We start from the raw sequence: 22408 nt of genomic DNA on the forward strand, positions 1-22408 counted from the left end.
CTGCCGGCGGCTAGCGGATCGGCAGGGCCACGGGGCGGATGGGCGCCGCGTCGCCGCCACGGAATTTCAAGGAGGCGCCGATGAAGGCAAACTGGTACACCTTGTCGCGCGACAAACCTTCCAGGTCGACCAGTTCCAGGATGGGCGTGCCCTGCTGCGCCAGCAGATACGTGTGTACGGGCAGGTAATTGTTCGCCACTTCGGACGGAAACGCCTCGAAACTGAGGTTGTCCGCGCCCACCACCATGGCGCCGCCATCTTCCACGAGGAATTTCGCCGCATCGAGCGACAGGCCGGGCGGATTGGCCATGTACGCTTGCGCCTGCTCATAATGCTGCATGCGGCCCGTGCGTATCAGCACCACGTCGCCTTTTTCCAGTGTGACCTTCTGTTTTGCCAGTGCCGCGCGCAAGTCTTGCCGCGTCACCCGGTAATTGTCGGGCAGTTGCGACAAGCCCTTGGCCACGGCCACGTCGATCAGCACGCCGCGCGCGACGATGGGCGGCAGTTTTTCAGCCCCCGTCACGGTCCAGCCCCGGTCGCCCAGGTATTGTTCCTCCGTAAAACCGTTCCAGATCTTGCCGTTCAAGCCGAAATGGTTGAGGGCGTCGATATGCGTGCCCATGTGCGCATACATGGACACGGCCGAGCCCGTGTAACTGACGTGGCGGTTCATGGCGTCGCCCACCTGCATCGAGTCGGCCACCACATTGCCCTTCGGCGTGTGCGTCATCCACATTTGATAGGGCGGGTCGCCTGCCGCCTGCCAGCTGGGCATGCCGACATAGAAATCGACGGCCAGGTCGTAGCTCTTGCCGCCGTCGATGCGGGCCAGGATGGCGGCGCGCGAGGCTGGCGTCATCAGGTTCAGGCGGCCGATCTCGTCTTTCGGACCCCAGGGGCTGATGCCCACTTCGGGCAGGGCGGCGGCTTGCGTCGTTCCTGCCAGCAGCGCCAGCAGCAGGGCGGTCAGGGTGGCGGATGGTTTGAACATGGTGTGCTCCTTGTGTCAGCGAAAGAAAGAAGCAACCATCATATTGTTTTTCATTTCAATGATAATCAGCGATAAAATAATAAGATATTCAACTGGAAGGAAAGAATGATGGATGTTCTCGCGCACATGCGCGTGTTTCGCAAGGTGGTCGAGCGCGACAGCTTCAGCAAGGCGGCGCTGGACTTGCACCAGTCGGCGGCCGCCATCAGCAAGCAGGTGCGCCAGCTCGAAGCGCGCCTGGGTACCGTGCTGCTGGTGCGCACGACGCGGCGCATGAGCCTGTCGGACGGCGGGCGTGCCTACTATCTTGAATGCTGCCGCCTGCTCGATGAAATCGACGCGCTGGAATTGGCCACGCGCGGCTGCGCCGGCAAGGTGGCAGGGCGGTTGCGCGTGAATGCGCCGCTGTCGTTTGGCCTGAAGGTGCTGTCGCCGCTGCTGCCGGACTTCATGACCCGTTATCCGGACGTCAAGATCGAGATGACCCTGGACGACCGCCTGCGCGACGTGGTGGGCGAAGGCTACGACGTGTCGCTGCGCATCCGCGCCGCGCTGGCCGATTCGACCCTGGTGGCGCGCCGCCTGGGCGACGTCGAGCAAATGATCTGCGCAGCGCCGGCCTACCTCGCCCGGCGTGGCACGCCAGGCCAGGCGCAGGATCTGCACGGCCACGACTGCCTGGCCTACCGGCTGGCCGACAGTCCCGGCGTCTGGCAGCTGGCCGGGCCGGAAGGGGCGAGCAGCATCGTGCTGCCCGTGCGCTTTTCCGCCGACAGCAGCCTGTTGCTGGCCGACATGCTGGTGGCCGGCATCGGCGTCGGTGCGCTGCCGTCGTTCGTCGCCGCGCCGCTGCTGGCCAGCGGCGCCCTGGTGCGCGTGCTGCCGTCGCACGCCATGGCCAGGCGCGGCGTGTATGCCTTGATGCCCGATGGACGCCACGTGCAGGAAAAGGTGCGCGCTTTCTGCGACTTCCTGGCCGGGGCGCTGCAGGGGGCCTAGGCGCCAGGTGTTTTCCAGGGTAACTATCATGCGCCCTTTTTTTCATGCACAGATGCGTCGGGCATGAGCTTTGATAGTATCCTCGTACTTGCTGGGCGGCGGGGCGCCGCACATTCGAGGAAACCGGAATAAGCGATCGACAATGCACACTTTGAGCAAGGGCGGGACGGCAGCGGGTATCAGAATCTGGGCGGGTGGCTTGCTGCTGGCCTTGGCGGTGGGCGGCGCGCTGTATGCGGGCGCGGCGCGCACGGTCAATGACGACGCCGAACAGCGTTTCGACAATCTCACGCATGGCGCCCAGCATAGCCTGATCACGCGCGTAAAAAGCTATTCCGACCTGCTGCGCGGCCTCGAAGCCCTGTTCCGCACCAGCGAGCATCTGACGCGCCGCCAGTTCCACGATTACGTGGCCGGCCTCGATATCGCGCGCCAGTTTCCCGCCATCGAATCGGTCAACTACGCGGTGGCCGTCCCATCGGCGCAGCGCGCCGCCTTCATCGAGGCCGTGCGCCGCGACACCAGTCTGGCACCGCGCGGCTATCCCGATTTCACCCTCCGCCCGCCCGGCGAGCGGCCGGAATACACGGTGCTCACTTACCTGGAGCCCGATTCCCTGCTGGGCGAGCGCATGGGCGTCGATATCGGCGCCAACCCGCTGGTGGCCCAGTCCTTGGCGCAGGCGCGCGACAGCGGCGAGGTCAGCGCGTCGGGGCAGGTGATCATGATCAAGGGGCCGCCCGCGCACGTGGGCCTGGGCATGCGCCTGCCCGTGTACCGCAACGGCATGCCGCAGGGCAGCGTGGCCGAGCGCCGCGCCGCCTACCAGGGCTCCGTCGGCATCGGCTTCGGCGTGGCCCAGCTGGTGCACAGCGCGCTCGAACGCAGCGCCCTGGAACCGCTGCACCTGACCCTGTACAGCGCCGCAGACCCGTTGCCGGCCAGCGGGACCCTGGCCATTACGCCGCAGGACCGGCTGCTGTTCAACGACGATGGCGACCTGGCGGCGCCGCCGCCGCAACCGGGCAGCGATGCCGCGTATTTCGACCAGGTGCTGCCCGTGGCTTACCAGGGCGGCCTGTGGAAAGCCCATTTCCGCGTGCGCAAGGCGGAGCTGTACAGCCCTTTCGACCGCTATTTCCCGTGGCTGGCGCTGGCCGTCGGCGTGGCCGGCACGCTGCTCGGTTATGGCTATATCTTTACCCTGTACCGTTCGCGCCGCAGCGCGGTGGCGCAGCGCACCCTGCTCGACACGGTGCTCGACAGCGTCGACGCCTATGTCTACATGAAGGACGCCGACCTGCGCTACCGCTACGTGAATGCGCGCACGGCGAAGATACTGGGCCGCCCGGCGGAGCAGCTGATCGGCCGTCAGGATGGTGAATTGATGCTCGGCGATGCGGCCGCCGCCGCGCAGCTGACCGAACGCCAGGTGTTCGACAGCGGCGCCAAGTTCGTCGGCGAGGAGCGCTTCGTCGATGCGCAGGGCCAGGTGCATCACCTGTGGAGCGTGAAGGTGCCGCTGGGCTTGCCCGGTCCCGTCACGGGCCTGATCGGCCTGTCCACCGACGTGACGGAACTGCACCGCCTGAAGGAGCAGGCCGACGCGGCCAGCCAGGCCAAGAGCGACTTCCTGTCGAACATGAGCCATGAAATCCGCACGCCGATGAACAGCATCATCGGCATGGCGCACCTGGCGCTGAAATCGGTGGCCGATGCGCGCCAGCGCGACTATCTGCAGAAAATCTTCCATTCGGGCCAGCACTTGCTGGGCCTGATCAATGACATCCTCGATTTTTCCAAGATCGAGGCGGGCAAGCTGGAGCTGGAGGTGCTGGACTTCCGTCTCGACACCCTGCTGGCGAACATCGCCAGCCAGCTCGGCGATGCGGCCGCCGTCAAGGGCCTGGCCCTGCAGTTCGATATCGCGCCGGAGCTGCCGCAGCGCTGGCGCGGCGACCCGCTGCGCCTGGAACAGGTCTTGCTGAACCTGGCCAGCAACGCCATCAAGTTTTCCGACAATGGCAGCATCTTCGTGCGCGTGCGCCAGTCCGAGGAGCGCGCCAGCCACAGCATGCTGCGCTTCGAGGTGCAGGACCGGGGCATCGGCATGAACCAGGAAGAGGTGGCGCAGCTGTTCCGTTCCTTCCACCAGGCCGACCCGTCGACCACGCGCAAGTATGGCGGCAGCGGCCTGGGGCTGGTGATCAGCAAGCAACTGGTGGAGTTGATGGGCGGCAAGGTGGGCGTGTACACAGCCAGCCGGGCCTGGGCAGCACCTTCTGGTTCACGGCGCGCCTGGAGAAAAGCGCGCAGGCCAGCGACGAGCGCATCGCCGAGGTGGAGCCGGAAGTGCTGGGGGTGATACGCGGCGCGTCCATCCTGCTGGTGGAAGACAACGTCTTCAGCCAGCAGGTGGGCTGCGAATTGCTGGAAGACGCCGGCGCCACCGTCTGCGTCGCCTGCAATGGCCGCGAAGCGCTGGAATTGCTGGCTCATCGGCGCTACGATTGCGTGCTGATGGACGTGCAGATGCCGGAGATGGATGGCTTCGAGGCGACGCGCCGCATCCGCGCCGACCCGCAGCTAGCCGGCCTGCTGGTGATCGCCATGACGGCCAATGCGGGCAGCGAAGACCGCGCCCGCTGCCTGGCGGCGGGCATGGATGAATTCGTGACCAAGCCGATCGCCCCGAATCTGCTGTTTCACCTGCTGGCGAAATGGTTCCGCTTGCGCGGAGGCATCGGCCATGCGCGCGCGGGCGACAGGCTGGTGGCCGTGCCGAAAACGCCGCCGTCGGACGCCTCGCCGGAGCCGCGCGACACGGCCATCCTCGACCTGGCCACGCTGGCGCTCACGTTCAGCAATGATGCAGTGAAGATGCGCAAGTACACCCAGCTGTTTCTCGACACGGCGCGCGACGGCATCGCCGAAATGGAGCAAGCCATGGCGCTGGAAGACCTGGGACGGCTGGCCGACCTGGGCCACCGCAGCAAATCGTCGGCGCTGGCCGTGGGCGCCCATGCCTTTGCCGGCCTGTGCACGTCGATCGAAGGCTTGCGCCGGGGCGGCGACCTGCAGCAGGCGCGCGCCTTGCTGACGGCGCTCGGGCCGGCGCTGGCGCAGGTGGCGGAACAAATTTCCATGGAATTTGCCGCCAGCGACGCTCCCTGACGCAGGCAGCGGCGATAATATGCGTTTGACGTCTGCGGCCACCCGGCCGCAGGCGCGGCAACCCATCGGATCAGCATGCATACTCCCGTCACGCCCGGCCTCCTCATCCTGCATGGCAACCAGCTGGAACAGCTGCGCGCCGCCGTCTTCCAGTGGCTGCGCCAGCACCCGCTGGCACCGCTGGAAACGGATATCTTCCTGGTGCAGTCGAACGGCGTGGCCGAGTGGCTGAAGATCGCCCTGGCCGAGGAAATGGGCGTATGCGCCGCCACGCGCATCGCGCTGCCGGCGCGCCTGCTGTGGGAAAGCTACCGTGGCATGCTGGGGCACGAGCGCGTGCCGCGCGTGTCGCCTTTCGATAAATCCCCGCTGACCTGGCGTTTGATGCGCCTGTTGCCGTCGCTGCTGGCCGACCCCGTGTTTGCGCCGCTGCGCTACTTCCTGGCCGATGGCGATAGCGAACGCCGGCTGCAGCTGGCCGAGCGCCTGGCCGATCTGTTCGACCAGTACCAGGTCTACCGCGCCGACTGGCTGGCCGACTGGGCAGCGGGGCGCGACCAGTTGCGCACGGCCCGCAATGAAGCCATCGCACTGAAGGAAGACCAGCGCTGGCAGGCGCAGTTGTGGCGCGCCGTGGCGGCCGATGTCGAGGCTTTCGAGCGCGACACGGGCCGCGCCGACATCCACGACGCCTTCCTGGCGGCGATCGCCGCCGGCGATGCACCCGCCGGCAAGCTGCCGCGCAGGGTGGTGCTGTTCGGCGTGTCGGCCCTGCCGTACCAGACCTTGCAGGCGCTCGCCGCGCTGGCGCGCCACACCCAGGTGGTGCTGGCCGTGCCGAATCCGTGCCAGTTTTACTGGGGCGACATCATCGACGGGCGCGACCTGCTGCGCGCGGAAAACAAGCGCCAGCGGCAGCGCAACGGCACCGACCTGGCGCAGATTCCGCTGGAAGAACTGCATGCGCACAGCCATCCGCTGCTGGCCAGCTGGGGCAGGCAAGGGCGCGATTTCATCCGCATGCTCGACGAATTCGACGAACACGCGCAAGCCGAAGGGCGCGACGACAGCCTGCGCATCGACCTGTTTGGCGAGGAAACGGGCGAAACCCTGCTGCAGCAGGTGCAGGTGGCCATCCGCGAACTGCGCCCGCTGGCCGAACATGAGCAAACGCCGCCCGGCGCCGGCGACCGCTCGATCGAATTTCACGTGGCGCACAGCGTGCAGCGCGAAGTGGAAGTGCTGCACGACCAGTTGCTGGCCATGTTCGCGCACAGCGCCGAGACGGGCTTGCGTCCGCGCGACGTGGTGGTGATGGTGCCCGACATCGACACGTTTACGGCTGCCATCCACGCCGTCTTCGGCCAGTACCGGCGCAACGACGAGCGTTTCATCCCGTTCGAGATCGGCGACGTGAAGGACCGCAGCGTCAACCCGCTGCTCGTCGCGCTCGAGTGGCTGCTGCAGCTGCCGCAGCAGCGCTGTCGCCAGAGCGAAGTGCGCGACCTGCTCGACGTGCCCGCGCTGGCCGCCCGCTTTGGCCTGCAGCCGGACGACCTGGCCACACTGGGCGCCTGGATCGAAGGGGCGGGCGTGCGCTGGGGCCTGGACCAGGCGCACCGCGCCGGCCTGGGACTGGGCGCGGCCGGGGAACAGAATGCGTGGATCTTCGGCGTGCGGCGCATGCTGCTTGGCTATGCCAGCGGCGATGGCGCCAGCTTTGGCGGCATCGAGCCGTATGCGGAAGTGGGCGGCCTCGATGCGGCGCTGGCGGGCTCGCTGGCGCAGCTGGTCGAGGCGCTGCTGCACTGGCGCACCGTGCTGGCCGGCGCGCGCACGCCGGCCGAATGGGGCGAACAGGCGCGCGCGCTGCTGGCGGCCTTCTTTGACGCCGACGACGAAGGCGACCGTTTGACCCTGGCGCAGCTGGAAGGCGCCTTGCAAGGCTGGCTGGAAACCTGCGAACACGCGGGCTTTGTCGAGCAGGTGCCCTTGTCGGTGCTGCGCGTGGCGTGGCTGGGCGCGCTGGACGAGCCGACCCTGAACCATCAATTCGTCTCCGGCGGCGTGACCTTCTGCACCCTGATGCCGATGCGCGCCGTGCCGTTCCGCGTGGTATGCCTGCTGGGCATGAACGATGGCGATTTCCCGCGCCGCGCGCCAAAGGCCGATTTCGACCTGCTGGCGCTGCCCGGCATGGCGCGCCCGGGCGACCGCTCGCGCCGCGACGACGACCGCTACTTGATGCTCGAAGCCTTGCTGGCCGCGCGCGACAAACTGTACGTGAGCTGGGTGGGGCGCAATGTGCGCGACAATTCCGAACAGCCGCCGTCCGTGCTGGTGTCGCAGCTGCGCGACTACCTGGCCGCCGGCTGGTCGCTGGACCGGCACCTGGCGTCGCTCACCACCGAACACGCGCTGCAGCCGTTCAGCCGCCGCTATTTCGAGGCGGGCGGCCTGCTCACCTATGCGCGCGAATGGCGCGTAGTCCATACCGATGCCGATGCGGCGGATGCGGACATGCAGGCCGCCGCGCTGCCGCTGGGCCCTTACGAACTCGATCCCGGCACGCGCCTGAAGCTGGGCGAACTGGCCAGCTTTTTGCGCCAGCCCGTCAAGTACTTCTTTCGCCGCCGCCTGAGCGTGTATTTTGCCGACGCGGCCATGCTGGGCGAGGATGAGGAGCCGTTCGGCCTGAATGCGCTCGAGCGCTATCTGCTGGAAGACACCATGCTCGATGACGGCGGTGCCGTCGAAGCGCTGGACGACGTGCGCGCCAGCCTGGAAGCGCGGGCAGGGAAACTGGCGCGCGAAGGCGTGCTGCCCATCGGCCTGATCGGCCGGCAGGTGCAGGCGCAGCTGGTCGAGGCGCTGGTGCCCGTGCGCAGCGCATGGCTGTCGCTGCGTGCCTCGTTCCCGTACGCGGCCGACAAGCGCGCCATCAACCTGCCGTTTGGCGAGCTGCAGATCGACGACTGGCTCGACAAATTGCGCAGCAACGGGCAGGAGACGGCCTGGCTGATGCAGATTTCCTCGAAAGTGACGGACAAGGGCGGCCTGGCGCGCGGCGACAAGCTGATGCTGATGTGGCTGCGCCAGCTGGCCGCCGCCGCCCTCGGCTTCCCCGTCACCGGCTACCTGGTGGCGCGCGACGCCATCGTCAGCATGGCGCCGCTCGATCCGGCCAGTTCGCGCGACGCGCTGGCGACCCTGCTGGCGCTGTGGCGCGAAGGCATGAACCATCCGCTGCCCACGGCGTGCAAGACGGGCCTGGCGCTGGTGCAGCAGGGCGACCCGCGCGCCGTGTATGACGGCGGTTTTGAACTGTCTGGCGAGCGCGATGAACTGTGCCTGGCGCGCCTGTGGCCCGAGTTTTCCGCGCTGGCGCTTGAAGAAGCGTGGGAAGACTGCACGCGCGAGCTGTATGGCCCGCTGGCCGACTGGCTGCAACAACACATTACGATCGACCCGATCAGCGCGCCCGATGATGGCGCGGGAGAAGAACAATGACGAGCCATCTGCTCAACCCCCTGGAATTTCCCCTGCACGGCTCGCGCCTGATCGAGGCGTCCGCCGGGCACCGGCAAGACCTGGACCATCGCCGCGCTGTACGTGCGCCTCGTACTTGGTCACGGCGTGGGCCACGGCGGCGAAGGCACGGCTTTTACCCGCCCGCTGCTGCCGGCCGACATCCTCGTGATGACGTTTACCCGCGCCGCCACGCGCGAATTGTCGAACCGCGTGCGCGAGCGCCTGATCGAGGCGGCCGCCTATTTTCGCCACGAATCTGGCATTGAATCCGGCGGCGGCGACCCGTTTCTCGACGCCTTGCTCGAATCCTATCCTGACGAGAGCGAACGGCAAAAGGCCGCGCACCGGCTGATGCTGGCCGCCGAGACGATGGATGAAGCGGCCATCTTCACCATCGACGCCTGGTGCCAGCGCATGCTGCGCGAGCACGCGTTCGACAGCGGCAGCCTGTTCGACGAAGAACTGGTCAGCGACGAACAAGCCCTGTTCGAGGATGCGGCCCACGATTACTGGCGCCAGCAAGTCTATCCGCTGGCACCGCAGGCGCTCGACGTGCTGCTGCTGGCCTGCTGGTCCGACGTCGGCGCGCTGAAGAAGGGCGCGCGCGAACTGGCGCGCCGCGCCGGCAGCATGCAGATGGCCGACGATGAGCCCTTATCGGTCCTGATCGCGCGCGAACAGCGGGCGCTGGCCGCGCAGCTGGCCACCCTGAAGGCGGGCTGGGTCGAGCGCACGGAGCAGATGGCCGTGTGGATCAACGACCACCGCGCCGCCAATCCCAAGTGTTTTAACGGCGTCAAGATGAAGCCGGAGAACCTGGCAAAGTGGTTCGACGGCTTGCGCCGCTGGGCGCAGGATCCGCTGTTGCTGCTGCCCGCCATCACGGCCAAGGCGTGGGAGCGCCTGACGCCGTTCGGCATCGAGGATGCGTTCGCCAAGAGTTTCACGGCGCAAGTGCCCGAGTGCTTCGAACATACGGAAGCGCTGGGGACGGCCCTGGCGGCCATTACGCCGCTGGCGCACAAGCTGCATCTGCATGCGGCGGCGGCCATCGCGCGGCGCATGGATCAGTTAAAACGCCAGTCGCGCCAGTTCGGCTTTGCCGACATGCTGCAGCGCCTGCACGACGCGCTGGCCGGCGAGAATGGCGCGGCGCTGCGCCAGCGCATCGTCGACCAGTATCCGCTGGCCATGGTCGATGAATTCCAGGATACGGCGCCTGCACAGTATCAGATCTTCAATTTGCTGTACCGCATTGCGGAGAATGATCCCGCGCAAGGATTGTTCCTGATCGGCGATCCGAAACAGTCGATCTACGGCTTTCGCGGCGCCGATATCCAGAGCTACCTGGCGGCGCGGCGCGCCACCACGGGCCGCCACTACCAGCTGGGCACCAATTACCGCTCGACGGCGCCCCTGGTGGCGGCCGTCAACCAGCTGTTCCTGCACGCCGAGCGCGCCGAAGTGCCGGCCGGCGCCTTCCGCTACCGCAAAAACGGTGAGAATCCGCTGCCGTTCGAGGCCGTCGACGCCAAGGGCCGCGACGAATGGCTGGTGAACGCCGGCGGCCCGCTGCCGGCGCTGCTGGCCGCCTGCGCCAGCGATGAAGGGCTGCGCGGCGACGGCTACCGCGAGTATTTCGCGCAGCATTGCGCGGAGCACATCGTCGCCATGCTGGGCGATGCGCAAGCCGGTTTCGACGGCCCCGACGGTTTTACGCGCCTGCAGCCGGCCGATATCGCCATCCTCGTGCGCGACCGCAAGGAAGCGGCGGCCATCCGACGCGCGCTGGCGCGCCGCCGGGTCGCCAGCGTCTACCTGTCCGACAAGGATTCCGTCGTCGACAGCGAGGAAGCTGCCGACGTGCTGCGCTGGCTGGCGGCGCTGGCCAACCCGCTCGACGGCGGCCTGGCGCGCGCCGCGTTTGCCACGCGCACCATCGGCCTGTCGCTGGGCGAGCTGGCGCGCCTGTCGAGCGATGAACTGGAGTGGGAGCGCCGGGTCGAGCAATTGAAGGCCCTGCACCTGATCTGGCAGCGCCAGGGCGTGCTGGCCATGCTGCGCCGCTTCATCCACGAACTGCAATTGCCCGCCATGCTGCTGCAGCAGACGGGCGGCGAGCGGCGGCTGACGAATCTGCTGCACCTGGCCGAATTGCTGCAATCGGCCAGCCGCCAGCTCGATGGCGAGCAGGCGCTGATACGCTGGCTGGCCGAGCAGATCGCCGGCGAAGGCGAGGGCGGCGACGAGCGCGTGCTGCGCCTGGAAAGCGATGCGGAGCTGGTCAAGGTCATCACCGTGCACAAATCCAAGGGTCTCGAATACCCGCTCGTGTATCTGCCGTTCGCCGTCACGGCGCGCAAGGTGGATAAACGCAACCGCAGCTTCTTCGAGTATGCGGGCGAGGATGGCGAACGCCGCCTCGACCTGTCTTTGTCCGACGAAGCCATGGCGGCGGTCGAAGAGGCGCGCATCGAGGAAGACCTGCGCCTGCTGTACGTGGCCCTGACGCGCGCGCGCCACTTTTTGTGGCTGGGCGTGGCCGCCCAGGCGGCGCGCAAGGCGGGCGAGAACACCCTGCACGAATCGGCGCTCGGCTATTTGCTGACGGGCGGCGACAAGCTGCCGGCGGAGCAGCTGCTTCTGCGCTGGCAGCAGGTGGCGGGCGATTGCGACGCCATCTACGTGAGTTCCCTGGCGCAGCCCGATGCCTGCACGGTGCTCGACCGCATCGAGCGGCGTCCCGAGCTGCGTCCCGCGCCCGTGTTCACGGGCGAATTCGAGCGCGACTGGTCGGTGGGCAGCTTTACCTCGCTGACGCGCCAGATCGGCGCCGTGGCGGCCGCGCACGTGCCGCAGCGGGCGCTGGAAGAGACCCTGCTGGAAGATGGCACGGCTGTGGCAGTGGCCGCGCCGACGCCTATGGGCGACGCGCCCTGGCACCGCTTCCCGCGCGGTTCCGTGCCCGGTAATTTCCTGCACGAGCAGCTCGAGTGGATGGGCAGCGAAGGCTTTGACGGCGTCCACGATGCCAATTTCGACACGCGCCTGGCCGCGCGCTGCGAACGGGCTGGCTGGGGCCACCGCCAGGAAGACGCCATCGCCTGGCTCCGGGAAATTGCCGTCACGCCGCTGCCGCTGCTCGATGCATCGCTGTCGCAGCTGGACAGCACCCTGTCCGAGATGGAGTTCTGGTTCCCCAGCGAGCATTTGTCCACGGGCGCGCTCGACCAGCTGTGCACGCGCTTGCTGCTCGACGGCGCGCCGCGTCCCGTGCTGCCGCGGCGCCAGCTGCACGGCATGCTGAAAGGCTTTGCCGACCTGGTCATCGAAAGGGAGGGGCGCTACTGGGTGCTCGACTATAAGTCGAACGCGCTGGGCGCCAGCGACGCCGCCTACCACACGCAGGCGCTGGCGGCCGGCATGGCGCAGCACCGCTACGACATCCAGGGTGCCATCTACATGCTGGCCCTGCACCGGCTGCTGAAAAGCCGGCTTGGCGACGCCTACGACCCGGCCGAACACCTGGGCGGCGCATCTTCTGTCCTCCTGCGCGGCATAGCGAACGCGGACACGCATGGCTGCTACTGGCTGGCGCCGCAGCTGGAACTGCTGGACGGCCTCGATCAACTGTTAGAAGAAACGGAACACCATGCAGCATGACGCGCAGACGGACGCTTTGTTTACCCATGTCGACGGCATCGCCGGGGATGGCCATCTGCGCCGCCTGAGCGCCGCCTTTGCCCGCTTCATTGCCAGCCTGGACGAGGGGGCGCCGCATGCGCCCGCCGTCGCCGTCGCGTGCGTGGTGCTGTCCGAGCTGGAAGGGCGGGGCCACAGCTGCCTGATGCTGGCGGACCTGGCCAGCGAACCGTCGCAGCTGCTGGGCTGGAGCGAGGAATTGTGGCATGGCGTGCTGGCCGTTTCCGGCCCGCTGCCGGACAGCGCCGCCGGCTGGCACGCGCTGCTGGCCGGCGCGCCGCAGGTGTGGCGCGTCGGTGCGCCCGACGTGAAACAGCCGCTGGTGCTCGACGGCGACCGCCTGTACCTGCGCCGCTACTGGCGCGACGAGACACTGGTCGGTGAAAAGATCGCCGTGCGGGCGCAGGATTTGACGAATCCGCCGCTGGCGCAGGTGCGGCAATGGCTCGATATCCTGTTCGACCAGCCCACGCAGGATGGTGGCCCGGACTGGCAAAAGGTGGCGTGCGCCGTTGCCCTGCGCGGCAAGGTGGCCATCATCACGGGCGGCCCGGGCACGGGCAAGACGTACACGGTGGCCAGTTTGCTGACCTTGCTGTTTGCCGTCTCGCCGCAGCCGGAGCAGCTGCGCATCGCGCTGGCCGCGCCCACGGGCAAGGCGGCCGCGCGATTAAAACAGTCGATCGACAAGGCGCTCGAAGGCCTGGCGGCCAAGGCGGGCGGCGCGCTGCCCCTGCTGGAACTGGCGCGGCGCATGGGCGCGGCGCGCACCCTGCATAGTTTGCTGGGCGCGCGGCCTGACACGCGCGCCTTTGCCCACCACGCGGGCAATCAGCTCGACGTCGACGTGCTGATCGTCGATGAAGCGTCGATGGTGCACCTGGAAATGATGGCGTCCGTGCTCGACGCCTTGCCGCCCACGGCGATCCTGATCCTGTTGGGCGACAAGGATCAATTGGCGTCCGTGGAGGCGGGCGCCGTGCTGGGCGACTTGTGCCACGACGCGCAGGCGGGCGGCTACACGGGGGATACCATCGCGTATGCGCAGGCGGCCAGCGGCGTAGCCATTCCCGCCGCTTTTGCGGGGAGCGCCGGCGCGCTGGCGCAGCAGACGGTGATGCTGCGCCACAGCCACCGTTTCAGCGGTCCGATCGGCGAACTGGCGCTGGCCGTGAATGGCGGCAGGCCCGATCTGGCCAAGGCGTGTTTTGCCGCCGACAGCGGCGGCCAGCTGGCGTGGAGCGTGCCGGCGCAGCAGGAAGACGTGCTGCGCCTGGCCTTGCGCGGACGTCCTGATGCGCCGGGCGGCTATCAGCCCTACCTGGCGCTGGTGCATGCCGGCGAGGCGGCGTACGCGCGGCATGACGACTGGGTGCGCGCCGTGCTGCACGCTTTCGAGTCGTTCCGCATCCTGTGCGCCGTGCGCGAAGGCGAGTGGGGCGTGGCGGGCCTGAACACGGCCATCGAGCTGCGGCTGGAAAAGGAAGGGCTGATACGCCGCAGCGAGTGGTATGTGGGCCGTCCCGTGATGGTCACGCGCAACGACTACGGCACGGGCGTGTTCAATGGCGACATCGGCCTGACCTTGCACGACCCTGCGCGGCCGGGATCATTGCGCGTGTACTTCCTGGAAGGGGATAATGTGCGCAGCGTGCTGGCCACGCGTTTGCGCCACGTGGAAACGGCGTTCGCCATGACGGTGCACAAGTCGCAGGGTTCGGAATTCCGCCATACTGTGCTGGTGCTGCCGCAGGAGGGCGGCGCCATGCTGGCGCGCGAACTGGTCTACACGGGCATCACGCGCGCCCGCGATTTCTTCACCCTCGTTTCGCCCACGCAGGCGGTGCTGTTCGACGCGATCCTGCGCCGCACGCAGCGCGCCAGCGGGCTGCGGGGCTTGATCGGCTGATTTATTTCGCCAGCTTCGCCTTGGCCACCAGCGCCTGCACCACTTGCAGGGTGGCTTGCTCCACGTCCTGGCGCGGCAAGCCCGGGTTGGCGCCGGCGACCAGCGATGGATTGGTCAGGTAGCGCCCGCCCACGATCAGGGTGGGCGTGCTGTCGACCTGGTAGCCGGCGGACAGGCGGGGCAGATTTTTCAGCCTGGTCTGCACGCCAAACGACTGGTAGGCGCCTTCGAAGGTCGCCTTGTCCAGGCCATTTTTCAGCGCCCAATCGAGGTTGTCGCTGTCGCTGGCGAGGCGTTTGCGCTCCACATGCCAGGTGTGCATGACTTGCGCGTGCAGCGTCTCTTCCTTCTTCAGCGCTTCCAGGGTCAGGAACAGATGCGCTTCCGGATCGTTTGCCGGCGTGTGCGGCAAATGGATGCGGCGGAACGACACCGTGGCGGCATTTTCCTTGAGCCAGCGCGCCAGGCCCGGCTCCAGCGCGTTGCAGGCGGGGCAGTGGTACATGAAAAACTCGATCACTTCCACCTTGCCCGGCGCCGCCTGCACGGGCTGCGGCGTGGCCAGCACCTGGTATTCCTTGTCAGGCACGGGCGCTTGCGGCGAGGCGAAGGCGCTGGAGATGGCGAAGCTGGCGCAGGCCAGGACGACGTGGTGCAAACGCATGGAAGCTCCTTTGAAAAGATTGACTATGAGGCAATCGTTGTAGAGCGTCAACGTCTGATGGTGTTGCTTTGATGTAATAAATGCTTATTATTCCGAATATTGAATAATATCGTTCCGATTTTTGTGTGAAAATGGCAGCAGAGTGTGCGTGGCTCAGCCGCTGGTTCACACCATAAAAATCACCACAAGGAGTACACCATGTTTTCATCGTTGCGCACGCGTCTGGTGCTCATTTGCGTTTCCATCGTCGTGCTGTCCATGCTGGCCTTGTCGGTCGCCAACTACGTCACTACGCGCAACAGCATGCTGGCGTCGGCCGACCAGCAGATGCAGCAGCTGCTGCAAAGCCAGTCGGCCGTGCTGGCGCAATGGGTCGACGGCAAGAAAAAGGTCATGGCATCCGTCGTGATGTCGGCCGAGACGCCCGATCCGCTGCGCGCCTTCCAGATTGCGGAAAAGGCCGGCGATTTTGCGGAGGTGTTCATCGGCTACGCGGACAAGCGCTCCGTGTTTACCCATCCGGGCCGTCCGGCCGATTTCGATCCCACGGCGCGTGCCTGGTACACGGACACCGTCAAGGCGGGCGTGCCGATGCTGACGCCGCCGTACGTGGACGCGGCCAGCCACAAGCTGGTGGTGTCGTTTACGGCGCCCGTCGGGCCGAAAGAGGCGCTGCTGGGCGTGGCGGGCGCGGACGTGCTGCTCGATACGGTGATCGCCAACGTGGTGGCGATCAAGCCGACGCCGCACAGCTTTGCCTTCCTCGTCGACCAGAGCGGCACCATCATCGCCCATGCGGACAAGGAACTGAGCCTGCAGCCGGTGGCGAAACTCGATGCGGCGCTGTCGGCCGCGCAGGTGAACCGCCTGGAAAGCGCACGCCAGAGCGAGGCCGTGCGCCTGAATGACCGCGACGGCATGCTGTATGTGACGCGCGTGGCCGGTACCGACTGGCTGCTGGCCGTGGTGCTGGACCAGCAGGAAGCCATGCAAGCCTTGCAGACGATGCTGACGACGGCCACCGTCACGGCCGTGCTGCTGACGGGGCTGGCGGCGGTGCTGCTGTCGCTGCTGGTCTTTAAAATGCTCAAGCGCCTGGAACTGGTGCGCGACGCGCTCGACGACATCGCCTCGGGCGAGGGCGACCTGACGCGCCGCCTCGACGCTTCCGGCGTGGATGAACTGGCGCAGATCGCGGATGCCTTCAACCGCTTCATCGACAAGATCGCCGCCGTGCTCGTGAAAATCCGCACGGCCAGCGAATCGGTCAAGGTATCGTCGTCGGAAATCGCCGCCGGCAACCAGGACCTGTCGTCGCGCACGGAACAGCAAGCGAGCTCGCTGGAAGAGACGGCCGCCTCGATGGAAGAGCTGACGTCCACCGTCAAGCAGAACGCGGACAATGCGCGCCAGGCCAACCAGATGGCGCAATCGGCGTCCGGCGTGGCCAGCAAGGGCGGGCAGGTGGTGGCGCAGGTGGTCGACACCATGGCCTCGATCAATGATTCGTCGAAGAAGATCGTCGACATCATCAGCGTCATCGATGGCATCGCCTTCCAGACGAATATCCTGGCCCTGAATGCGGCCGTGGAAGCGGCGCGCGCGGGCGAGCAGGGACGCGGCTTTGCCGTGGTGGCGACGGAAGTGCGCAGCCTCGCCCAGCGCTCCGCGGGGGCGGCAAAGGAAATCAAGCTGCTGATCGACGATTCGGTGGGCAAGGTCGATTCGGGCGCGCGCCTGGTCGACGAGGCGGGGGCGACGATGCAGGAAATCGTCGACGACAGCGTGCGCCGCGTGACCGACATCATGGGCGAGATCACGGCCGCCAGCGTCGAGCAAAGCTCTGGCATCGAACAGGTGAACCAGGCGATCGCGCAAATGGACCAGGTGACGCAGCAGAACGCGGCCCTGGTGGAAGAGGCGGCCGCCGCGGCGGAAAGCCTGCAAGACCAGGCCAGCACCCTGGCGCAGGTGGTGGGCGTGTTCAAGCTCGATGACGGGCAGGCTCCGGCGGCCGTGCCGCATGCCGCAAGGCCCGTGGCGCGCGCGCCGGCTCCGGCGCGCATCGCGCAGGCGCCAGCGTCCAGGGCCGCGGCGCAGCGCAAGCCGGAAGCGAGCGAGGAGTGGGAAACGTTCTAAGCAGCGTTCAGGCGCGCCGGGGCGCCAGGGTCGGTGCCATCTGCTTGGCCACCTCGAAAAAAGCGTTGGTGGCCGGCGTGTTCTGGCGCCGGTCGCGCACGGCCAGGCCCACCTTGCGGCTGACGGGCGGATTTAACGGCAGGGCCACCAGTTCCGGGTATTGTTCCCGCAAGCGCTGCGGCAGGGCCAGTTCGGCGACGATGGAGACGCCGTCGCCGCGGCTGACCATGTCGAGGATGGTAATCACCTGGCTGATGCGGTAGGGGACATTGGGCTGCAGCCCCGCGTTGGCGAACAGCGGTTCGATCAGGCAGGCGCAGCCCGCCTCGGACATGATGAACGGCCCTTCGCACAGCTGCGCCAGGGTGATGGCCGTTTCGCTGGCCAGCGGGTGGCTGCGCGGCACCAGCGCCATCATCTGGTCTTCCACCAGCGGCGCCGTATCGAAACGCTCGTCGGGCAGCACGACGAAGCCCACATCCACGCGGCGTTCGCGTATCCACTGCACCACTTCATGGTCGGCGCCTTCGTCGATGCGCAGGGCGATGCCCGGATAGCGCAGGCGGAACTGCGCCGTGATGGCCGGCAGCAGATTTAACGACGAAGTGGGGCCGAAGGAGCCGATGCGCAGGCTGCCCCTGGCGCTGGCCCAGCACGTCGGCCGCTTCCTGGCGCATGGCTTCGGATAGCCCCAGGATTTCGCGCGCCCGCACCAGCAGCTGGCGCCCCACGTCCGTCAGCTCGGCCGACGCCTGGTGGCGCACGATCAGGTCCACGCCCATCTCCCTTTCCAGCGCTTTTAACGCGTGCGAGACGGCCGACTGGCTGATGCCCAGCTGCGCGGCGGCGGCGGAAAAGCCGTGCAGCTCGGCCACCAGGGTAAAGATTTCCAGTTGCGTGAAGGTCATCTGTGGTTTTCCTGTGCTATGAGTTTTTGCTCATTATTTCATGAGTTGATATTAGTATTAATATATAAGTGTACACCACCCGCCGCGCAAACGGCCTCACAGGAAATTCCATGTCTTCATCCGCCTTGCCCTCTGCCGCCTTGCCTGCCGCGCAATCGCCGCTCGTCTACCTCAAACTGATTTTCGTCGCCCTGTTCTGGGGCGGCACCTTTATCGCGGGCCGCGTGCTGGCGCAGCAGATGCCGCCCATGACGGCTGCCAGCGGGCGCTTCGGCGTGGCCGTGCTGCTGCTCGTCGTGCTGGCGTGGAAGCTGGAAGGGGGCTTGCCGCGCCTGAACCGCAAGCAGCTGGCAACGACGGCCGCGCTGGGCCTGACGGGCATCTTTTTATACAACCTGTGCTTCCTGGCGGCCCTGTCGCGCATGCCGGCCGGGCGCACGGCCCTGTTCGTGGCCCTGAACCCCATCGTCACGGCGCTGGCCTCGGCCATGCTGTTCCGCGAACGGCTGGGATCGTTCAAGTGGCTGGGCATCATGCTGGCGTTTTGCGGCACGGCCATCGTCATCACGCGCGGCGATCTGGCCGGCGTGCTGCACGGCACGGGCGGCGGCATCGGCATGGGCGAAGTGTTCATGTTTTGCGGCATTTCCAGCTGGGCCGCCTATACCCTGATCGGCAGAGTGGCGCTGAAGGGCCTCTCGCCCATTGCCGCCACCACGTACGCGTCGATGTGGGGCCTGGCCTTCTTGCTGGTCGGGGCGGTGGTGGAATTCCCGACGGTGCCGTGGCACAGTTTCGGCTGGCAAGTGTGGGCCGCCATCGGCTACCTGGGCGTGTTCGGCACGGTGATCGGCTTTGTCTGGTATTACGAAGGCGTCAAGGCGGCGCTGGGCCCGTCGCGCACGGCCGTGTTCAACAACCTCGTGCCCGTGTTCGGCATCGTGCTGGCGGCGGGGCTGCTGGGCGAACCGGTGCTGGCCTCGATGCTGGTGGGCGGCGCGGTGACGATAGCCGGTGTGGTGATGACCAACCGGCAAGCGAAGTAATTATTTGGCGCGGCGGCGCTTCGAAGGCTTCGCCGGCGCCTTCTTGTGCCGGCTGACGGATGCGCGCATCACTTTCGGCTCTTCGATGCCGTTTTCGGCCGCCAGCATGCGGCGGATGTTGACGGCATCCATGGCGCGCACGGAATTGGCGCGCGCGTTGAGCAGGATCATGGTGGCGAACTTGCCGGCCGACTTGATGCGCATGATCAGGCAGCGGCCCGCTTCATTCGTGTAGCCCGTCTTCGACAGGCCGATGTCCCAGCCCTTGGCGCCCACCAGGCGGTTCGTGTTGTGGTATTCCACGTCGCGGCCCTTGATCTGGATCACGTCCTTCGAATCGGTGGTGATGCGGCTGATTTCCGGGTAGCGCGAGGCGGCCACGGCCATCTTGACGAGGTCGGCCGCCGTCGACTGGTTATTCGGCGACAAGCCCGTCGGCTCTTCGATCACGGTCTGGCGCATGCCCAGGGCCTTGATCTTGGCGTTGACGGCCACGGCAAACGCCGTCGGGCCGCCGGGGAAGGTGCGCGCCAGCGAGGCGGCGGCGCGGTTGTCGGACGACATCAGTGCCAGTTGCAGCACGTCGTGGCGGCTCAGGGTGGCACCCACTGGCACGCGCGAAGTGCTGTGTTTCAAGGTATCGACGTCCTCGCGGTCGATGCTGATCTCTTCCTGCATATTCGCCTTGGAGTCGAGCACGACCATGGCTGTCATGAGTTTGGTCAGCGAGGCGATGGGCACTACCACGTTGGAATTTTTTTCAAGCAAGACTTTGCCTGTGCCGTCTTCGACCACCAGAATCGACTGGGAACCGAAGGGCACGGCGATGGCCGCTGTCGAAAGCGTCATCAGCACCGCGGCGAACATTTTTTTGAGCATGGGATTGTATGTGGGAAAGCAGTTTTGGGGCGCCATCGTGGGCGCTGCGCGCAAATCCGGAAGCGGGCCGCGCGGGGACGCGGCGTGTATCTCGGAGGCAATATTTGCCAAGCTTAAACAATACCATTAAAGATCAAGCGATGTCTACGGAATCAGGGTGCCACAGGCGGCGTTGCGGCCAATTTGGCAAATAAATGGGGCTATTCTTGCCGTAGTGAAAATTGTTGCGCAATTGTTGATTTCATCTTGGAAACTTCGTATGATTTCAGCAAGATTGGCAGCCTTGGCCGGGCAGGCACGGCGCGCGCGTCGTCGTTGATGCCTGCCGCTTCGTGCTTCGTCGCCCCGCGCTAGGTCCCGCAACCGGGGCGCCGTAGACTGCGTTCATGCCTGATTGATACGACAAGGAGAACGCAGCATGTGGAAAAAATTTGCCGGATGGTATCGCTGTTACGACGATGAAACCCTCAGGGTGCTTGCGCATCCGGACACGGCGGCCCAGTTGCCGCAGGGCTGGCGGCGCTGGGTGGCGTTGCGGCTGGCCACCCTGACGCCAATCGAGCGCCAGCAATTCCATGCCTTCATGCTCAAGTACCGGGGCGCCGGCTTTTACCTGGCTGCGGTCAGGCTGGTGCTGTTGTTTAGCATTCTCGGCGTCGCGCTGCACCTGCTGCTGCCGGACAGGGTAGGCTGGAGCAAGGCCTTGGTGCTCAGCAATATTCTCGGCCTGGCGATGGCCTGGGGCGTGCTGGGCGTCTGGTTCAATTACCGCAAGCTGGCGCAAAAGAAATTCAAGGTGCTTTACTGCTGCTTGTGCCCGCCCTGGCAGGTGTGGCGATTGGCGTCCTGCGCGCCATGCTGGAAGGTGATAGTTCCATCGGTCCGGCGCTGGAGCACGGCGTGCGCGTGGGCGGCTGGGCCGCGCTGACGACAGGGCTGGTCTACATGGTGCCGATGACCATCGTCGTTCTCTGGCGCAACCGCCAGTACGAAGCGCTGACCCTGCAGTTGCAGCAAGATGCCGAGCGCGACCGCCTGGCGCGCGAGCTGAGCGAATCGCAGCTGCGCCTGCTGCGCGCGCAGATCGAGCCGCATTTCCTGTTCAACACCCTGGGCGCCGTGCAGCAGCTGGCCGAGCAGGGCGCGCCCAGGGCCGCGGCGCTGACGTCCGACCTGATCGCCTTCCTGCGCGCCAGTCTGGCGGAAATGCGCAGCGAGCACGTGCCCTTGCAAAGCGAATTCGAGATGGTGGCCGCCTACCTGCGCGTGATGCAGGCCCGCCTGGGCTCGCGCTTGCGCTTCAGCCTGGACTTGCCGGCAGAGCTGGCGCAGGCGACGATACCGAGCATGATCTTGCTGACCCTGGCGGAAAACGCCATCAAACATGGCATCGAGCCATCGTTGCGTGGCGGCGAGATCGTTATGTCGGCCGCGCTCGCCGGCGATGGCAGGCTGCGCCTGCGCGTGCAGGACAGCGGCATGGGCTTGCCGGAAGACGGCGCGGGCAGCGCGCCCGGAGGCGGCCTGGGCCTGGAAAACGTGCGCAGCCGCCTGTTGCTGTCCGATCCGTCCGCCAGCTTGAGCCTGCGCGGCGGCGAAGAGGGCGGCGTGATCGCTGAAATAGTGTTGCCCATTAAAATTGCATCCAGCCTGAAAGACTCCGCCGCATGAACGCCACCATCCTGATCGCCGAAGACGAACCGCTGATGCGCGAGCGCCTGCAAATGCTGCTGGCGCAAGCCTGGCCCGAGGCGCGCGTCGTGCTGGTGGCGGAAAACGGCAACGATGCCTGGGACGGTTTCCTCGAACATGAGCCGGACGTGGTCTTCCTCGACATCCGCATGCCGGGCCTGTCGGGCCTGGAAGTGGCCGAGCGCATCGGCACGCGGGCCCACGTGGTATTCGTCACGGCCTATGACCAGTACGCCGTCGACGCGTTCGACGCGGGCGCCGTCGACTACCTGTTGAAACCCGTGCAGGGCGAACGGCTGGCGCGGGCGCTGGCCCGCCTGCGCGACAAACTCGGCGCCCAGCCGGCCGACATGGCCTATTTGCTGCAGTCGCTGCGCGCCGCCTTGCCGGCGCCGCCGCGCGAAAAACTGAAATGGATCAAGGCCAGCGTGGGCAAGCAGATCCGCCTGATCGACATCGACGATGTGCTGTTCTTCCAGGCGGATACCAAGTACACGCGCGTGGTGCTGGCCGGCTCGGAAGCGCTGGTGCGCACGCCGCTGAAGGATTTATTGGGGGGACTTGATCCGGAACAGTTCTGGCAAATTCACCGCGGCACGATGGTCAACGTGAAAGCCATCGAAGCGGCCGAGCGCATCGACGCCGAGCGCATGCAGGTACTGCTGCGCGGCAGCACGGAAAAGCTGCCCGTCAGCCGCACGTTTACGCATTTGTTTCGCGACTAGCCCGCAAGGCAAACGCCCCGCATCTGGGGGGGGGCGGGGGTGGTGA

At 66.6% G+C, this 22408-nt stretch carries 16 protein-coding genes; 11 read left to right on the forward strand and 5 right to left on the reverse strand.

What is annotated here, in order from left to right:
• Positions 1–10: 10 nt before the first annotated feature.
• Positions 11–994 (reverse strand): cyclase family protein, encoded by a 984-nt coding sequence (locus ACQVLG_RS20100; RefSeq protein ID WP_474290764.1) that lies wholly within the window; start codon positions 992–994, stop codon positions 11–13.
• Positions 995–1102: 108 nt separating this feature from the next.
• Between ACQVLG_RS20100 and ACQVLG_RS20105 the strand changes: the two genes are divergently transcribed.
• From ACQVLG_RS20105 to recD, 6 genes are all read left to right on the forward strand, one after another.
• Complete coding sequence (locus tag ACQVLG_RS20105) at positions 1103–1993, forward strand: LysR family transcriptional regulator (RefSeq protein WP_474295735.1); 891 nt, start codon at positions 1103–1105, stop codon at positions 1991–1993.
• Between the two features lie 142 nt (positions 1994–2135).
• Positions 2136–4358 carry a CHASE domain-containing protein gene (locus ACQVLG_RS20110; protein WP_474290765.1) on the forward strand — a complete coding sequence of 741 codons (2223 nt, stop codon included), beginning with the start codon at positions 2136–2138 and terminating at the stop codon, positions 4356–4358.
• Positions 4346–5167, forward strand: coding sequence for a response regulator (locus tag ACQVLG_RS20115; RefSeq protein ID WP_474290766.1), 822 nt, complete (start codon positions 4346–4348; stop codon positions 5165–5167). Before ACQVLG_RS20110 ends, ACQVLG_RS20115 begins: the two co-directional genes overlap by 13 nt.
• A 75-nt stretch (positions 5168–5242) precedes the next feature.
• Positions 5243–8677, forward strand: a complete 3435-nt coding sequence (recC, locus tag ACQVLG_RS20120) for an exodeoxyribonuclease V subunit gamma (protein WP_474290767.1) — start codon at positions 5243–5245, stop codon at positions 8675–8677.
• Between the two features lie 102 nt (positions 8678–8779).
• On the forward strand, positions 8780–12361 hold the full coding sequence (recB, locus tag ACQVLG_RS20125; protein ID WP_474290768.1) for an exodeoxyribonuclease V subunit beta: 3582 nt from the start codon (positions 8780–8782) through the stop codon (positions 12359–12361).
• Positions 12351–14309, forward strand: coding sequence for an exodeoxyribonuclease V subunit alpha (recD, locus tag ACQVLG_RS20130; RefSeq protein ID WP_474290769.1), 1959 nt, complete (start codon positions 12351–12353; stop codon positions 14307–14309). Before recB ends, recD begins: the two co-directional genes overlap by 11 nt.
• Before the next feature lies 1 nt (position 14310).
• On the opposite strand, the gene ACQVLG_RS20135 is transcribed toward recD, so the two are convergent.
• A complete protein-coding gene (locus ACQVLG_RS20135) occupies positions 14311–14973 on the reverse strand; it encodes a thiol:disulfide interchange protein DsbA/DsbL (protein WP_474290770.1) in 663 nt (220 codons plus the stop codon).
• Positions 14974–15171: 198 nt separating this feature from the next.
• Between ACQVLG_RS20135 and ACQVLG_RS20140 the strand changes: the two genes are divergently transcribed.
• Complete coding sequence (locus tag ACQVLG_RS20140) at positions 15172–17112, forward strand: methyl-accepting chemotaxis protein (RefSeq protein ID WP_474290771.1); 1941 nt, start codon at positions 15172–15174, stop codon at positions 17110–17112.
• A 7-nt stretch (positions 17113–17119) separates the two neighbouring features.
• On the opposite strand, the gene ACQVLG_RS20145 is transcribed toward ACQVLG_RS20140, so the two are convergent.
• Complete coding sequence (locus ACQVLG_RS20145) at positions 17120–17743, reverse strand: LysR family transcriptional regulator substrate-binding protein (RefSeq protein WP_474295736.1); 624 nt, start codon at positions 17741–17743, stop codon at positions 17120–17122.
• A complete protein-coding gene (locus ACQVLG_RS20150; protein WP_474290772.1) occupies positions 17625–18020 on the reverse strand; it encodes a LysR family transcriptional regulator in 396 nt (131 codons plus the stop codon). The genes ACQVLG_RS20145 and ACQVLG_RS20150 overlap by 119 nt, the downstream gene beginning before the upstream one ends.
• Positions 18021–18130: 110 nt before the next feature.
• Here ACQVLG_RS20150 and ACQVLG_RS20155 point away from each other — a divergent pair, with 110 nt between their 5' ends.
• Positions 18131–19066: a DMT family transporter gene (locus ACQVLG_RS20155; protein ID WP_474290774.1), complete on the forward strand. Its 936-nt coding sequence runs from the start codon at positions 18131–18133 to the stop codon at positions 19064–19066.
• Here ACQVLG_RS20155 and ACQVLG_RS20160 read toward each other — a convergent pair whose 3' ends face one another.
• Entirely contained in the window at positions 19067–19945 is an 879-nt protein-coding gene (locus tag ACQVLG_RS20160; RefSeq protein ID WP_035826880.1) for a serine hydrolase, read from the reverse strand.
• 418 nt (positions 19946–20363) lie between these two features.
• Between ACQVLG_RS20160 and ACQVLG_RS20165 the strand changes: the two genes are divergently transcribed.
• The 3 genes from ACQVLG_RS20165 to ACQVLG_RS20175 are packed head-to-tail and all read left to right on the forward strand — an operon-like array spanning position 20364 to position 22362.
• The gene (locus tag ACQVLG_RS20165; protein ID WP_474290775.1) at positions 20364–20873 is read left to right on the forward strand and encodes a hypothetical protein; all 510 of its coding nucleotides are present in this window, start codon (positions 20364–20366) and stop codon (positions 20871–20873) included.
• Complete coding sequence (locus tag ACQVLG_RS20170) at positions 20801–21616, forward strand: sensor histidine kinase (RefSeq protein WP_474290776.1); 816 nt, start codon at positions 20801–20803, stop codon at positions 21614–21616. Before ACQVLG_RS20165 ends, ACQVLG_RS20170 begins: the two co-directional genes overlap by 73 nt.
• Entirely contained in the window at positions 21613–22362 is a 750-nt protein-coding gene (locus ACQVLG_RS20175) for a LytR/AlgR family response regulator transcription factor (protein WP_474290777.1), read from the forward strand. The genes ACQVLG_RS20170 and ACQVLG_RS20175 overlap by 4 nt, the downstream gene beginning before the upstream one ends.
• Positions 22363–22408: the final 46 nt, after the last annotated feature.

This window comes from Janthinobacterium sp. TPC_1 (assembly GCF_056037845.1).